Raw genomic sequence first — 14,248 nt, forward strand, 5'->3', positions numbered from 1 at the left:
AGGGCGAACGCTTCGCCCCAAGAAATCGATCGCGAGGAAAGCATCCATGAGCAAACACACCATCTCCGTCACCGTCAACGGCGAAACACGCGGCGGCGAGGTCGATAGCCGGCTGCTGCTGGTGCACTACATCCGCGAGCAGCTCAGCCTCACCGGCACACACATCGGCTGCGATACCACCAGCTGCGGCGCGTGCACCGTGCTGCTGGACGGCCGGCCGATCAAGAGCTGCACCATGTTCGCGGTGCAGGCCGACGGCCATAGCGTCGAGACGATCGAGGGCGTGGCGCAGAGCGGCAACCTGCACCCGCTCCAGGAAGGCTTCTGGGAGCAGCACGGCCTGCAGTGCGGCTTCTGCACCCCCGGCATGATCATGACCGCGAAGGCGCTGCTGGCCGCCAACCCCAACCCGAGCGAAGACGAGATCCGCCACGGCATTTCGGGCAACCTATGCCGCTGCACCGGCTACGTCAAGATCGTCGAGGCGATCCAGTACGCCGCTGCGAAGCTGCGCGAGCAGCCCGAGGAGGTGGCGGCATGACCGACAACCCGATGCATGAGCTCGATCTGAGCGGCGGCCGCCACCTCGACGACCGCTTCGAGCACCACACGCCCAAGCCGGCCGGCACCTCGGCGAACGTGCCGACGACCCACGACGTGCGCGTCACCACCCCGGCGAATGTGTGCGGCATGGGCCACCGCATGAAGCGCAAGGAAGACCCGCGCTTCATCCAGGGGCGTGGCAACTATGTCGACGACGTAAAGCTGCCGGGCATGCTGTACATGGACATCGTGCGCAGCCCCTACGCGCACGCCAAGATCAAAAAGATCGACGCCAGCGCCGCGCTGAAGATCCCCGGCGTGCTGGCCGTGATCACCGGCGAAGACCTGAAGAACGCCGGCAACCTGCACTGGATGCCCACACTCATGTCGGACACGCAGATGGTGCTGCCGATCGAGAAGGTGGTGTACTACGCGCAGGAGGTGTGCGTGGTGGTGGCGACCGACCGCTACACCGCCGCCGATGCCGTGCAGCACGTCGACGTCGAGTACGAGCCGCTGCCGCCAGTGGTCGACCCATTCGAGGCGCTCAAGGACGAGGTGATCGTTCGCGACGACAAGGCCGAGAAGACCAACCACATCTGGCACTGGGAGGCCGGCAGCCGCGACGCGACCGACCAAGTGTTCGGCCAGGCCGCGCACGTGGTGCGCCAGTACATGCACATCCCGCGCATCCACGTCGCCTCGATCGAGACGTGCGGCATGGTCGCCGACTTCAACAAGGCTACCGGCAAGCTGCGGATCTACATGACCTCGCAGGCGCCGCACGCGCACCGCACCGTGTTCGCGCTGGTGAGCGGCATCCCCGAGCAGAAGATCCAGATCATCTCGCCCGACATCGGCGGCGGCTTCGGCGGCAAGGTGCCGGTGTACCCCGGCTATGTCTGCTGCGCGGTGGCCAGCATTGTGACCGGCCGGCCGGTGAAGTGGATCGAGGATCGCAGCGAGAACCTGCAGGCCGACTCGTTCGCGCGCGACTATCACATCACCGCCGAGATGGCCGCCGACGCCAGCGGCAAGATCACCGGGCTGCGCGTGAAGACGCTGGCCGACAACGGCGCTGCCGACGCCGCCGCCAACCCCTCGAAGTTCCCGGCTGGGCTCTACAGCATCTGCACCGGCTCGTACGACATGCAGGCCGCGCATATTGCCGTCGACGGCGTGTACACCACCAAGCCGCCGGGCGGCGTGGCCTACCGCTGCTCGTTCCGGGTGACCGAAGCCGTGCACATGATCGAGCGCATGGCCGATATCATGGCGCACGATCTCGGCGAAGACCCGGCCGCGTTCCGCATGAGAAACTTCATCCAGCCCGAGCAGTTCCCGTACAAATCGCCCACCGGCTGGGAGTACGACAGCGGCAACTACGCCGAGGCGCTGCGCGTGGCCATGGAGCTGATCGGCTACGACGACCTGCGGCGCGAGCAGGCCGAGAAGCGCGCGCGCGGCGAGCTGATGGGCATTGGCATCTCGAGCTTCACCGAGGTGGTAGGCGCCGGCCCCTCGCGCGACTACGACATCCTGGGGATCAAGATGTTCGATAGCGCCGAGATCCGCATTCACCCGACCGGCAAGGCAATCGCGCGCTTCGGCACCAAGAGCCAGGGCCAGGGCCACGAGACCACCTACGCCCAGATCGTGGCCGAGGAGCTGGGCCTGCCGGCCGGCGATGTCGAGGTGGAGGAGGGCGACACCGACACCGCGCCCTACGGCCTGGGCACCTACGCGAGCCGCTCGACGCCGACGGCCGGCGCGGCGGCGGCCATGGCCGCGCGCAAGATCAAGGCCAAGGCGCGCAAGATCGCCGCCTACCTGCTCGAGGTGAGCGAAGACGACCTGGAGTGGAATGTCGACCGCTGGCAGGTGCAGGGCTCGCCCGACCAGGCCAAGACGATCCAGGACATCGCGTTCGCGGCCTACACCAACCACCCGCCGGGCATGGAGGCCGGGCTCGAGGCCACCGACTACTACGATCCGCCGAACCTGACCTTCCCGTTCGGCTCGTATATCGCGGTGGTGGACATCGACAAAGGCACCGGCGAGGTGAAGATCCGGCGCTTCGTCGCGGTAGACGACTGCGGCAATATCATCAACCCGCTGGTGGTGGAGGGCCAGATCCACGGCGGCCTGACGATGGGCCTGGCGCCAGCGCTGTTCGAAGAGATCGTCTACGACGAGAATGGCGTGAACCTGACCGGCACATTCTCGGACTACCTGCTGCCGACAGCGGTGGAGACGCCGAAGTGGGAGCTGGGCAAGACGATCACGCCATCGCCGCACCACCCGATCGGCGCCAAGGGCGTGGGCGAGTCGCCGACCGTGGGCGCGCCGCCGGCAATCGCCAACGCGGTGGTCGACGCGCTGTGGCACCTGGGCGTGCGCCACATCGACATCCCGATCACGCCGATGAAGGTGTGGAAGCTGCTGCGCGAGCACGGCGTAACTGACTAAAGCTGTTATTTCACCACGGAGACACAGAGCGCACGGAGATGCCATATTTTGGATCTCTGTGCCCTCCGTGCCTCTGTGGTGGAAATTCTGGTGCTCTATGGCTGATAATTTCTTCGCACGTGCGGCCGAGCTGAGCGCGCGCGGCGAGCCATTTGTGACGGCGACGGTGGTGCGGGCCGAGCGGCCGACCTCGGCCAAGCCAGGCGACCGGGCGATCGTGACGGCCGGCGGCGAGCTGCACGGCTGGGTCGGCGGCAGCTGCACCCAGCCGACGGTGCTGGCCGAGGCGAAGCGCGCGCTGGCCGACGGCCAATCGCGGCTGCTGCGGCTCTCGACCGCGCCCGAGACGCAGGCGCCGCGCGCCGGCCTGATCGACCTGCCGATGACCTGCTTCAGCGGCGGGGCGCTCGAGATCTATCTCGAGCCGCAGCTGCCGATACCGCGGCTGGTGGTGGTGGGCGACGGGCCGATCGCGGGTGCGCTGCTGCGGCTGGGCGCACTGATGCGCTACCGCGTGCTCGCGGCCGATCTCGACAGCGCGCCGGCCGACGGCGCCGAGCACATCGCCGAGCTGAGCCAACTGGCGGCGCTGGCGACGCCCGAAACCTACGCCGTGGTGGCGAGCCACGGCGCCTACGACGAGATCGCGCTGGGCTACATCCTGCGCGGCGCGCCGGCCTACGTAGCCCTGGTGGCAAGCGCGACGCGCGCCAACGCGGTGCGCGAGTACCTGGCCGGCGAAGGGCTTGCGCCCGAGCAGCTGGCGGCGCTGAAGGCGCCAGCCGGGCTCGACATCGGCGCGGCCGGCGCCGAGGAGGTGGCCGTAAGCATCATGGCCGAGATCATCGAGCGGCGGCGGCACGCGCCGGCCGCCACAGCCGCGCCGGTTGCCGTAGCAGTCGCGCCGCCGGCCGAGGCGATCGACCCAGTGTGCGGCATGAGCGTGACGATCGCCGGGGCCAGGTACACCCACGAGCACGACGGGCAGACCTACTATTTCTGCTGCCCTGCATGCCGCAAGAGCTTCGCGCGCGAGCCCGAGCAGTACCTGGTACAGAAGTAGCTGGTTTGTGGCGACACAAGGCAAGGGCGAGCGACGAAGGAGCAAGATTTCGCCGCTCGCCCTTCGAGGTTGGCCTAGTCTTCAAAGAGCGAGTTCGGCGCATCCAGGCTGGCGCCGGGGTGCACCGACACGCCCATGCGCTGCACCAGCTCGCCGCCAAACCAGCCGACCGCGCCAAGCGCGGCGCCGCCCAGCAGCGCCAGCACAGTTGCCTTCACCGGCGGATTCTCGGGGTCGCTGCGGCGCAGCAGCCAGCTGGCGAAGAACAGGTTGACGGTGGTATCGCCGATGATCGCGTGGATCAGGCCGACGCGCTTGGCGCGCGTGCCGCGCGGCAGAAACCACCAGTCGACCGCGCCGGGCAGCATCGAAGCCCAGCCGCTCAGGCAGCCGGCGAGCATGTTCCAGAACGCGACCTGGCGCCACTTCTTGTCGCCGGTGATCAGGCCGAGCAGATCGAAGCCCAGCGCGCTGGCCAGCAGGCCGATCGGCAGCGCTACCAGGATGGGGTGGGTGCCATGGCCAAGAATCTTGACGCGGCTCTCCATACGATTACAGCCTTTCGCCAGTGTTGAACAGAGCGTAGCCACGAAGTCCGGGCTATGCGTCGGGCGCGAGCGCCGGGCGGCGGGTGTGCCAGTCGGTCACGCGCTGGTAGGCGTCGCCGGCGCGCAGCAGCGTAGCCTCGCCGAACGGCCGGCCGATCAGCTGCAGGCCCACCGGCAGCTCGCTGCTGAAGCCGCACGGCACCACCAGGCCGGGCATGCCGGCGAGGTTGACCGGCAGCGTACACACGTCCTCCAGGTACATCGCCAGCGGGTCGTCGGTCTTCTCGCCGATCTTGAAGGCGACTGTGGGCGCGGTAGGCGCGGCGATGATGTCGACCTGCTCGAACGCCTCGGTGAAGTCGCGGCGGATGAGCGTGCGCACCTGCTGCGCGCGCCTGTAGTAGGCGTCGTAGTAGCCAGCCGAGAGCGCGTAGGTGCCGAGCATGATCCGGCGGCGCACCTCGGCGCCGAAGCCCGCGCCACGCGTGCGCTCCAGCTCGTCCCAGTAGCTGTCGCCGGGCTGCTTGACGCCGTAGCGCACGCCGTCGTAGCGCGCCAGGTTGGCGCTGGCCTCGGCCGGGGCGATGATGTAGTACACCGGCAGGGCGTACTTGGTGTGCGGCAGCGATACCTCAACGACCTCGGCGCCGCCGTCGCGCAGCACATCGAGCGCGGCGCGCACCGCGGCCTCGACGCCGGGCTCGATGCCGTCGACGAAATATTCCTTCGGCACGCCAACGCGCAGGCCGCGCACGTCGCCGCTCAGCGCGGCGGCGTAGTCGGGCACCGGCTGGGGCGCCGCGGTCGAGTCGCGCGGGTCGGCCCCGGCGATCGCGCCGAGGATCAGCGCGCAGTCGCGCGCGGTGCGCGCGAACGGCCCGATCTGGTCGAGCGACGAGCCAAACGCGACCAGGCCGTAGCGCGACACGCGGCCGTAGGTCGGCTTCAGGCCGGTGACACCGCAGAGCGAGGCGGGCTGGCGGATGCTGCCGCCGGTATCGGTGCCGAGCGCGCCAAGCGCCTCGCCGGCCGCCACCGCTGCGGCCGAGCCACCGCTTGAGCCGCCGGGCACGCGCGCGAGATCCCAGGGGTTGTGGGTCGGGAAAAACGCGCTGCGCTCGGTCGACGAGCCCATGGCGAACTCGTCGCAGTTGGTTTTGCCGAGCAGCACGGCGCCGGCGTCTTTCAGCCGGGCCACTGCGGTCGCATCGTAGGGCGGCACAAAGTTCTCGAGGATCTTGGAGCCGCAGGTAGTGGTAAGGCCGGCGGTGGTGATCACGTCTTTGATCGCCAGCGGCACGCCGTCGAGCGGCGAGGATGGCCCGCCTGCGGCGCGGCGCGCGTCGGCGGCGCGGGCCTGCTCGATCGCCAGGTCGTCGCTGATCGCCAGAAAGGCGCGCACCTGGTTCTCGACGGCGGCGATCCGGTCGAGCAGCGCCTCGGTAAGCTGCACCGATGTGATCTCGCCGCGATCGAGCCGCTCGCGGGCCTCGGCGATGGTGAGTTCGTAGAGTTCGGGCATATCCTCGTCTCTTTTCAGATCATTGTTCACAGGTGCAATTGGTATAAGAAAGCCTTTTTTGCCTGCGGCAGCGTTGTGCGGTTTTTCCGTGCTGCGCACGGAAAAACGCACTGATACAGAAGGAGGTACCGCTTTAATAGCCCCGGTTCTCGCCCTGTAGAATGGCAATCGCCGTCTGGATGATAATCTTGATATCAAACAGCAGCGACCAGTAGTCGATATAGTAGAGATCGTAGCGCGTGCGCTCCTCGATGCTGGTGTCGCCGCGCAGGCCGTTCACCTGGGCCCAGCCGGTGATGCCGGCCTTGAGCTTGTGGCGGCGCATGTAGCGCGGGATGCTCTGGCTAAACTTCTCGACCCACACCTGCTGCTCGGGGCGCGGGCCGACCACGCTCATCTCGCCGCGCAGCACATTCATAAACTGCGGCAGCTCGTCGAGCGAGTAGCGCCGCAGAAACGCGCCAATGCCGGTGACGCGCGGGTCGTCTTTGGTCGTCCAGTTGCCGAGCGCGGGCGCGTCGACGCGCATGGTGCGAAACTTGATCGTCGGGAACGGCTTGCCGTCGAGACCCACGCGCTCTTGGGCGAAAAACACCGGCCCGCGCGAGTCCAGGCGGATGAGCGCGGCGATCAGCAGCATCAGCGGCGACGAGAACGTGAGCACCAGCACGGCCACCACTATGTCGAGCATGCGCTTGAGCGCGCGGTTGAGTGGGTTATCGAGCGCCACATTCTTCACGCCGATCAGCGGCAGGCCGCTGACATCGCCGATCGACACCTCGTTGTTGGTGATCAGCTGGAACGCGTCGGGGTAGAGCTTGATCTCGACCGACTCGTCCTCGGCCAGCGCGACGATATCGAGCACCTCGTTCGACGATCGCCCCGACAGCGCGATGATCACCTCGTCGGCGTGGGTGGCGCGGATCACCTTACCGAGCGCCTGGGTGCGGCCCAGCACCGGCACGCCGTCGATCAGCGTGCCGACGGCGGTATGGTCGGAGAGAAAGCCCTGGATGCGGTAGCCCAGCCGCGGGTTGCGCCGGATCGTCTCGTACACCAGGCGGCCGGGCTCGCGTGCGCCGACGATCAGCACGCGGCGGGTATCGACGCCGCGCTGGCGCAGCAGCGCGAGCATGCGCCGGTACAGCAGCCGCAGCAGCATCGTCAGCACAATCGCGGCCAGCCAGGCCAGCGCCACCACCTGCTGGTCGATCGGCAGATCGTCGCCGTTGAACAGGCCGAGCGAGAGCAGCGCGTTGGCCAGGTAGAGCACGAACGCGCTCAGCGAGAGCGCCACCACCACTTTAAACGCCTCGTCGACGCGCGAGGCGCCGCGCTTCAGCGCGTACAGCCCGGTGGCGGCGAAGGTGGTAGCGACGATCACGTTATACAGCAGAATAAAGATCCGCGCGGTATACGGCCCGCTGGCGGCCAGCTGCGTCTGCAGATCGGAGTTGGCGGCGAGCCCCCAGCGGTACGCGCCGATAAACGAGCTATTGATCGCCAGCGCATCGCACCCCATCAGCACCAGCGTCAGCAGCAGGCGCGCGACCCACGGGCGCGGGCGCAGGCGGTTACCCGACGCGGCGCGCGGCCGAGGGGCGGAGGAGATTGCGGCCAAGGCTCAGATACTCCTTCAGCGTAATGCCGGCTTCGATCAGCATGTTGAGCGGCGCCGGGGTGCTGGCCGCGTAATGCTTGCGGTGAAACACGCGCATCGCGTCGTAGAACGCGCGGATCGAGCGAAACGGGCGCTGCCGGCTCGAGGCGCGCTTGTAGTGATGCACCGTGGCGCTCGGCACATACATGATCTTCCAGCCATACTGCTTGATCCGGTAGGCCCAGTCCAGATCTTCGCCATACATGAAGTAGGCCTCGTCGAGCAGGCCGACCTCGCGCACCACGCCGGCGCGCACCAGCATGCACGCGCCTACCACTGCGTCGACTTCGGTCTCGACCTCGGGGCTGAGGTAGGTCATGTTGTAGCTGCCAAAGCGCCGGCTGCGCGGGAATAGCTTCGAGAGGCCCAGCGCGCGGTACACGAACGCGCTCGGCGCCGGGAACGAGCGCCGGCACGCCAGGTCGAGCGAGCCGTCGGCCAGCAGCAGTTTCGGCCCGCAGGCGCCGACATCGGGGTGCGCTTGAAGGTAGGCCACCAGCGTCTCGAGCGCGCCGGCCGGCACCACCGTGTCGGGATTCAGCAGCAGCACGTAGTCGGGGGGCGGGAGCTGCGACGCGGAGGCTGGGAGAGTGTTGGCCGCAGCCGCCGGCTCCGCGCCCGCGAGCGCCAGCGCCGCGCGCAGCGCGAGGTTATTGGCGTAGGCGAAGCCACCGTTGTGCTGGCTCACGATCAGATGCACATGCGGAAACTCGGCGCGCACCATCTCGGCGCTGCCATCGGCCGAGGCGTTATCGACCACCCAGATATCGCGCGCCAGCGCCGACGCGCCCGGCGCGATCGAGCGCAAACAATCGCGCAGCATGTCGCGCGTGTTATAGCTGACGATCACAATAGCCAGGGTGGGCATAGGCAGCCCTTTCCGATCTGTTTGACGCGCCGCGTATTATACCATAGGTGATTCTACCGCCACGCGGCGTTGCTGCTCTACGCCGCCAGTACGGCGTTGCGCGAGCCCTAGGCTCAGGCCCTGCGCGCCAGGCAGGCCAAAAACTCTGTGCTATAATAAGGCCGATGGACCTGGTTGTAGCCCACAAGGAACCCTAGCTATGGCGCAGCGACGCATTCTTCAGATCGAAGACCCCGACGACAAGCGCATACTCAAAACCCGCGCGCACCCGATCAAGCAGTTCACGCCGGCGCTGCGGGCGCTAGCCGCCGACATGTTCGAGACAATGCACGCGGCCAATGGTGTCGGGCTGGCCGCGCCGCAGATCGGCATCAGCCAGCGCATCGCGGTGATCTGGATCCCGGCGGAAGAAGAGGAGCACCCCGACGGCACGATCGTCGAGGTGGCGCCCGAGCAGAACTATGTGCTGATCAACCCCGAGATCATCAAGCACAGCGACAAAGAAGAGATCGGCCAGGAGGGCTGCCTGAGCCTGCCCGGCCGCTACGGCGACGTGCCGCGCGCCAGCTGGGTCACCGTCGACTACACCGACCTGAACGGCAAGCGCCAGCGTATCCGCAAGGCCAACGGGCTGCTGGGCCGCGCGCTCCAGCACGAGATCGACCACCTCGACGGCGTGCTGTTCACCGAGCGCATGCGCGACCTCTCGACGCTTAAAGACATTCGCGAAGACGCCGACGCCGCGCCGATCGAGGCCTGAGAAATTGTCTGAGAAGTAACCACCAAGACACGAAGACACCAATCTGCCGAAGGCTGAGCACGCCAACAACGTACGCCCCACACTTATAGATAATGTTGCACTGCGTGGCTGCGCCATGCAGTGCTTTTTCGCGCCCAGGCAGAGCGGCGGCTCTGCCTGGGCGCGAAAATCAGATCAGCGCTACTGCTCGATCGTAATTGGCGCCCCGCGCAGAATATCCACCTCAAAGGTGTGGCGCACGTCGTCGAAGCCGGCGCGGCGCAGCACCACCTCGATATGCCAGCGCCCGCCCATGGTGGTGAAGTTGCCGCGCGCGACGTAGCGCTCGCCGCCGCTGGCGGCCGCCTCGGTCTGCAGCTTGTTCATCTGCATGCCCTGCATATCGAAGCGCAGCAGCACCTTGGTTTGCGCCGCAGCCGCGCCGGGCCGCCGGTCGCCCACATCCACCGCGAACTCGTTGTCGCCGATCTGCGCCGGTGCGATCCGCAGCGTCAGGCCGACATCGCCGACGCTGGCCGACTGCGCGATGCCCTGCTGCTCGTGGGCCTGCCAGGCAGCAACGCTGGGCGCTACGCTGGTGAGCGCGCCGGCAAGCAGCAGCACCAGCGCCCCAACGGCGATCTCGGCGCTTACGGTGCGGCCAAACGCGCGCGCCTGCGGCTGGCCGGCCCGCCGGATCCGGCGGGTCAGCACCAGCAGGTTGATCGCGCCAAGCGCCACCAGCAGCACGAACAGCGCCAGCTTCAGCGAGAGCGCGCGGCCGTAGGTGGTGGCCGCCAGCAGATCGAGGCTGCCGACGTGCAGGTAGTAGTTGTACAGCCCGGTCAGCGCGAGCGCCAGCACGCTGGGCAGCGACACGCGCGTAAAGCCGGGGATCAGCAGCGCCAGCGGCATGGCGCGCTCGGGCGAGCGCCGGGCGCGCGCCAGCGCCGCCAGCAGCGGCGGCAAGCCACCCAGCCAGGCCGCGCTGGCCGCGAGGTGCAGCCAGTCGACCAGCACGGCGACCGGGGCCTGCTGGCTGGCCGCGGCGTGCGAGAGCATGCTCATCGTCAGCAGCGCCGCGCCGCCGATCAGCAGCGCGATCCACCACAGCCGCGCCGCGCCGCCGCCGGCCAGCGGCATGCGCCACGAGAGCACAATCAGCTGGGCGATCAGCGCCAGGCGCGCCAGCCACAGCAGCCCGGCGCGGCCGCTGAGCAGCTGGAACAGCGGCAGCCCGAGCGCTTGCGCCAGCGATACATTCGCCGCCGCTGCCGCCTGAGTGAGCAGAAACAGCATGTTGCTGAGCACAAACGCCAGCCCGCCAACCAGCAGCAGGCGCCGCAGAAACGTGGTGATCGCCTGGTCGGCCTCGCCCCGCCGATCGGCCGCGTCTGGCTCGGCGGCGGCCCAGCGCCGGTAGGCCGGCCGCCACACCAGCAGCGCAAACGGCACCCCGCCGAGCGCTACCATCGCCGCCAGGAAGTTCAGCCAGCGCGCGGCGGTATCGAGCGGCGGCGGCGGCAGCGTTGCAGGGTCGGGCGCGCCAGGCGGCGGAATCAGCGAGCCGGCGGCCGGCGGCGTGCCAATGCCAAACGGCACGCTGCCCTCGGTGATATGCCCGTCGGCGGCGGAGCGCACGCGCCACAGCACGGTGTAGCTGCCCTTGGCCAGGTCGGGGATGATCAAGCGCAGCAGCTTCGAGTTGGCCGGCTCGACCTGGCCGGGGCCTTTTTCGATCAGCTGGTTCTGGCTATCAAATAGCTGCGCGCTGCTGAAGCTCGCATCGAGTTCTTCGCTAAACTCCAGCTCGATCGAGGGCGGCGCGGCCTCCAGCGTGGCGCCGGCCGGTGGCACCGAGCGCACCAGGTTGGCGTGCGCCTCGGCCGGCAGCGCGAGCAGCAGCAGCGCTGCCACGGCCAGCGCCGCCGCTACGAGTCGGTATATTCGTGGCATGGTATTCCTTTGCTGCTGCGGTGCTGATGAGCGGCGATTTCGCAAACCGGCGACAGCGCGCCTGGGCGCGTCAGCCAGCTTGCGGGCGCGGCGGCCTGCGCAGCGGGGGAAAGAACACCAGGGCCGGGAACTGCGCCAGCGCGGCAGCATAGCGGCGCACCAGCGTCGCCAGCGGCACCAGCACCAGCAGCGCCAGCACGAGATCGTGGACGGGCGGCTGCGGCATGTGCGCGGGCACGCCAGCATCGCCGCGCATCTGGCACTCTGCGGCGCGATCGGCGGCGTGGCCCGGCCCAGGCGCAGGGGTTCCGTGCAGATGGTGGTGCTGCGAGTGCTGGCTCGCGAAGTAGCGGCTGAACTGCAGCGGCAGCCAGATCTGGCAGTGCGCGACGCACAGCAGCGGCTCGCCCAGCGCCAGCAGCAGCGCAAGCAGCGGCAGGGCAAGCGCACGAGCGGCGCGCGGCCGACGGCGCCAGCAGCGAACCAGCGTATTCTGCAAGCGGCGCGGGTGCTTCACGGCATATTCCGGCTGGATGTTCACGAGCGTAGTTATACCCGATAGCCGCGTGCTGTGTCAATCGGCCGGTTGCGCGGCGCCCGCCTCCGATGGTATAGTGTGCGAAGGCTTCACGACGACACAGAAACGCGCCCGTAGCTCGCGACGATGGGCGCCTGGGGCGAACGATGAGCGACAAACGCACTTTTTTCCACTTTCAGGAGCGCGCGCTAGGCGGCCTGTGGGCCTGGGGGCTGGCCAGCATGGCCGCCGGGCTGGGAATGCTGGCGGTGCCAAACCGCGCGCTGCGCCACGCCGGGCTGCAGGCGCTCAGCTGGGGCGCGATCGACGCGCTGCTGGCCTGGCTTGGTCGGCGCGGGGCGCGCCGCAGCATCGCGCGCGGCGCGGCCGACGGGCCACGGCAGGCTCGGCGCTTCCGCGCGATCCTGCTGGCCAACGCCGTGCTTGACGCTGGCTATATCGCCGGCGGGCTCGCGCTGATCCGCAGCGCGCGCGGCCGGCCCGAGCGCGCCGGGATGGGCGTAGGCATTGTACCGCAGGGTCTGTTCTTGCTATGCTACGATCTGCTGCTGGCCTGGCTGGCCGGGCCGTGGGCCAGGGAGCTGCCTGAAGATCAGAATGTGTGAGAAGCTGCCTGATGCCGAACGAAACGATACTAGCGGCCATGCGCCAGGTGATGCAGGCATCGCAGGTGCCGGGCATCGTGGTGGGCATCGCGCGCGGCGACCAGCCGATTGAGTATGTGCAGGCCGGAACCGACGCGCGCGGCGCCGAGCTGCGCGCCGACACGCTGTTCACGGTGGCGTCGATCAGCAAGCTGGCGACTGCCCTGGCGGTGCTGCGCCTGTGCGACGCGGGCGTGCTGGCGCTCGACGACCCGCTCGGCCAACATCTGCCCGAGGCGCTTGCGGCGCAGCCCGGCGTCACGCTGCGCGCGCTGCTGTGCCACACCGCCGGGCTGCCGATCGATGTTTCGCCGCGCCACGCCGCCTACGCCCCCGGCCTCGACTGGCATGCGCTTGGCATGGCCTGCCTGCTGACACCGCCCGACGGCCCGCCTGGCCGGCGCGTGCAGTATGGCAACGTTGGCTATGGCCTGCTGGCGCTGGTGGTCGAGCGCCGCGCCGAGCTGCCATTCGCCGAGGCGCTCGGCCAGCTGGTGCTGCGCCCGCTTGGCGCCGAGGCATACCTGGGCGCCGAGCCGCCGCGCGCGCCGGCTAAGCTTGCGCATGTGCGTGGCCAGCACGCCGGCACGCCGCTTGAGCCGTTCAACTCGCGTTTCTGGCGCAGCCTGGCGCTGCCATGGGCCGGGCTCGTCACCACCACGGCCGGCGCGCTCGCGCTGGTGCGCGCGTTTCACGATCCGGGGTTGCTCAGCGCCGGCCTGCGCGCCGATGCCACGCGCGACCAGACCGGGGGCCTGAATGGCGGGTTTGTCGAGCCGCTGTACTGGGAGCCGTGCCCGTGGGGCCTGGGGCCTGAGATACGCGGAAACAAGTCGCCGCACTGGGTCGCGGCTGCGGCCGGGCCGGCGTCGTTCGGCCACAGCGGGGCCTCGGGGTGCGTGGCGTGGTACGTTCCCGGCAGCGACACCGCCTTCGCGATCGCGGGCACGCGCACTGCCGACAGTGGCTGGCTGCTGCGGCGCGCCCCGGCGATCGGCGCGGCGGTTCTGGCGAGCGCGCCGGGCTAAGGCCCTTCCTTTTGTAGATGACTTACATTTTTGGTGGGAGTTTGGGGGCGGCTTCGCCGCCCCCAATTTTCTTTTGTGTTGCACTACGTGGCGAAGCCACGTAGTGCAACACAAACTTAGGAGTTACGCAGTTGCGGTATTTGGCGTCTCGAAGCCGCACCTGTAGCCTGCGGCAGCATGGTATTTGCCGATCAATTTGTGTGCGGTTTTTTGCGCTACGCGCGAAAAAACCGCACACAAAGAAGATGTAAAGTACCGCTCTGCCGAAGGCTCGGCACGCCAACTGCGTAAGTCCTATTTGTGTTGCACTGCGTGGCGAAGCCACGCAGTGCAATGCAATCTATACGTGATCAAGCGAAGAGCGTATTATAGCAGATGCGGCGCCGGCGGCGTATGCTAGAATACGCCAGTGGCGGCATTGCGCAGCCACCCACGAGCACAGCTGGAGGCCACATGAACTGCTGGCACTGCGAGCGGCCGGCGCACGGCGCATGCCGGTTCTGCGGGCGGGCGATCTGCAAAGAGCACGCGCAGGAGATGCCGCATATCGTGGCGCTGTACGGCGACGCGCGCGCCGGCCACAAGGCGATTGTGACGGCGCGCGCGCTGTTCTGCGGCGTATGCGAGCCGCGCGAGGATCCGGTGGAGCTGCCCGAGTTGAAATAACACG

Annotated in this window: 13 protein-coding genes; 7 read left to right on the forward strand and 6 right to left on the reverse strand. The window is 68.3% G+C overall.

Going from position 1 to position 14,248, the window contains the following annotated elements; all coding sequences use genetic code 11:
- Positions 1–46: 46 nt before the first annotated feature.
- The 3 genes from U0177_RS14385 to U0177_RS14395 all read left to right on the forward strand — a co-directional run bounded on the left by U0177_RS14385 (position 47) and on the right by U0177_RS14395 (position 4,075).
- Positions 47–541 (forward strand): (2Fe-2S)-binding protein, encoded by a 495-nt coding sequence (locus U0177_RS14385; protein ID WP_409571334.1) that lies wholly within the window; start codon positions 47–49, stop codon positions 539–541.
- Positions 542–690: 149 nt separating this feature from the next.
- Positions 691–3,012 (forward strand): aerobic carbon-monoxide dehydrogenase large subunit, encoded by a 2,322-nt coding sequence (locus tag U0177_RS14390; protein WP_409571426.1) that lies wholly within the window; start codon positions 691–693, stop codon positions 3,010–3,012.
- Between the two features lie 97 nt (positions 3,013–3,109).
- Entirely contained in the window at positions 3,110–4,075 is a 966-nt protein-coding gene (locus U0177_RS14395) for an XdhC family protein (RefSeq protein WP_409571335.1), read from the forward strand.
- 74 nt (positions 4,076–4,149) lie between these two features.
- Here U0177_RS14395 and U0177_RS14400 read toward each other — a convergent pair whose 3' ends face one another.
- The 4 genes from U0177_RS14400 to U0177_RS14415 form a co-directional block, all read right to left on the reverse strand.
- Complete coding sequence (locus U0177_RS14400) at positions 4,150–4,623, reverse strand: DUF2231 domain-containing protein (protein ID WP_409571336.1); 474 nt, start codon at positions 4,621–4,623, stop codon at positions 4,150–4,152.
- A gap of 52 nt (positions 4,624–4,675) precedes the next feature.
- Complete coding sequence (gene gatA / locus U0177_RS14405) at positions 4,676–6,145, reverse strand: Asp-tRNA(Asn)/Glu-tRNA(Gln) amidotransferase subunit GatA (RefSeq protein ID WP_409571337.1); 1,470 nt, start codon at positions 6,143–6,145, stop codon at positions 4,676–4,678.
- A gap of 133 nt (positions 6,146–6,278) precedes the next feature.
- The gene (locus U0177_RS14410) at positions 6,279–7,667 is read right to left on the reverse strand and encodes an undecaprenyl-phosphate glucose phosphotransferase (protein ID WP_409571427.1); all 1,389 of its coding nucleotides are present in this window, start codon (positions 7,665–7,667) and stop codon (positions 6,279–6,281) included.
- A gap of 52 nt (positions 7,668–7,719) precedes the next feature.
- The gene (locus U0177_RS14415) at positions 7,720–8,673 is read right to left on the reverse strand and encodes a glycosyltransferase family 2 protein (protein WP_409571338.1); all 954 of its coding nucleotides are present in this window, start codon (positions 8,671–8,673) and stop codon (positions 7,720–7,722) included.
- A 199-nt stretch (positions 8,674–8,872) separates the two neighbouring features.
- On the opposite strand from U0177_RS14415, the gene def reads away from it, so the two are divergent.
- On the forward strand, positions 8,873–9,433 hold the full coding sequence (gene def, locus U0177_RS14420; protein WP_409571339.1) for a peptide deformylase: 561 nt from the start codon (positions 8,873–8,875) through the stop codon (positions 9,431–9,433).
- A gap of 180 nt (positions 9,434–9,613) precedes the next feature.
- On the opposite strand, the gene U0177_RS14425 is transcribed toward def, so the two are convergent.
- Together U0177_RS14425 and U0177_RS14430 are read right to left on the reverse strand one after the other, a co-directional pair.
- Positions 9,614–11,368 carry a CopD family protein gene (locus U0177_RS14425; protein WP_409571340.1) on the reverse strand — a complete coding sequence of 585 codons (1,755 nt, stop codon included), beginning with the start codon at positions 11,366–11,368 and terminating at the stop codon, positions 9,614–9,616.
- A 70-nt stretch (positions 11,369–11,438) separates the two neighbouring features.
- Positions 11,439–11,885 carry a hypothetical protein gene (locus tag U0177_RS14430; RefSeq protein ID WP_409571341.1) on the reverse strand — a complete coding sequence of 149 codons (447 nt, stop codon included), beginning with the start codon at positions 11,883–11,885 and terminating at the stop codon, positions 11,439–11,441.
- Between the two features lie 167 nt (positions 11,886–12,052).
- Here U0177_RS14430 and U0177_RS14435 point away from each other — a divergent pair, with 167 nt between their 5' ends.
- The 3 genes from U0177_RS14435 to U0177_RS14445 all read left to right on the forward strand — a co-directional run bounded on the left by U0177_RS14435 (position 12,053) and on the right by U0177_RS14445 (position 14,244).
- Positions 12,053–12,511, forward strand: coding sequence for a DUF6992 family protein (locus tag U0177_RS14435; protein ID WP_409571342.1), 459 nt, complete (start codon positions 12,053–12,055; stop codon positions 12,509–12,511).
- Positions 12,512–12,522: 11 nt separating this feature from the next.
- Positions 12,523–13,578: a serine hydrolase domain-containing protein gene (locus U0177_RS14440; RefSeq protein WP_409571343.1), complete on the forward strand. Its 1,056-nt coding sequence runs from the start codon at positions 12,523–12,525 to the stop codon at positions 13,576–13,578.
- A gap of 453 nt (positions 13,579–14,031) precedes the next feature.
- The gene (locus U0177_RS14445; RefSeq protein WP_409571344.1) at positions 14,032–14,244 is read left to right on the forward strand and encodes a hypothetical protein; all 213 of its coding nucleotides are present in this window, start codon (positions 14,032–14,034) and stop codon (positions 14,242–14,244) included.
- Positions 14,245–14,248: the final 4 nt, after the last annotated feature.

The sequence above is a fragment of the Kouleothrix sp. genome, assembly GCF_046328425.1.
Classification (GTDB): Bacteria; Chloroflexota; Chloroflexia; order Chloroflexales; family Roseiflexaceae; genus Kouleothrix.

Bases quoted from the DNA above. Each gene is read 5' to 3' on its own strand.
- U0177_RS14385 (WP_409571334.1), top strand. From the start codon at position 47: ATGAGCAAACACACCATCTCCGTCACCGTCAACGGCGAAACACGCGGC.
- U0177_RS14390 (WP_409571426.1), top strand. From the start codon at position 691: ATGGGCCACCGCATGAAGCGCAAGGAAGACCCGCGCTTCATCCAGGGG.
- U0177_RS14395 (WP_409571335.1), top strand. From the start codon at position 3,110: ATGGCTGATAATTTCTTCGCACGTGCGGCCGAGCTGAGCGCGCGCGGC.
- U0177_RS14400 (WP_409571336.1), bottom strand. From the start codon at position 4,623: ATGGAGAGCCGCGTCAAGATTCTTGGCCATGGCACCCACCCCATCCTG.
- gatA (WP_409571337.1), bottom strand. From the start codon at position 6,145: ATGCCCGAACTCTACGAACTCACCATCGCCGAGGCCCGCGAGCGGCTC.
- U0177_RS14410 (WP_409571427.1), bottom strand. From the start codon at position 7,667: ATGGGGTGCGATGCGCTGGCGATCAATAGCTCGTTTATCGGCGCGTAC.
- U0177_RS14415 (WP_409571338.1), bottom strand. From the start codon at position 8,673: ATGCCCACCCTGGCTATTGTGATCGTCAGCTATAACACGCGCGACATG.
- def (WP_409571339.1), top strand. From the start codon at position 8,873: ATGGCGCAGCGACGCATTCTTCAGATCGAAGACCCCGACGACAAGCGC.
- U0177_RS14425 (WP_409571340.1), bottom strand. From the start codon at position 11,368: ATGCCACGAATATACCGACTCGTAGCGGCGGCGCTGGCCGTGGCAGCG.
- U0177_RS14435 (WP_409571342.1), top strand. From the start codon at position 12,053: ATGAGCGACAAACGCACTTTTTTCCACTTTCAGGAGCGCGCGCTAGGC.
- U0177_RS14440 (WP_409571343.1), top strand. From the start codon at position 12,523: ATGCCGAACGAAACGATACTAGCGGCCATGCGCCAGGTGATGCAGGCA.
- U0177_RS14445 (WP_409571344.1), top strand. From the start codon at position 14,032: ATGAACTGCTGGCACTGCGAGCGGCCGGCGCACGGCGCATGCCGGTTC.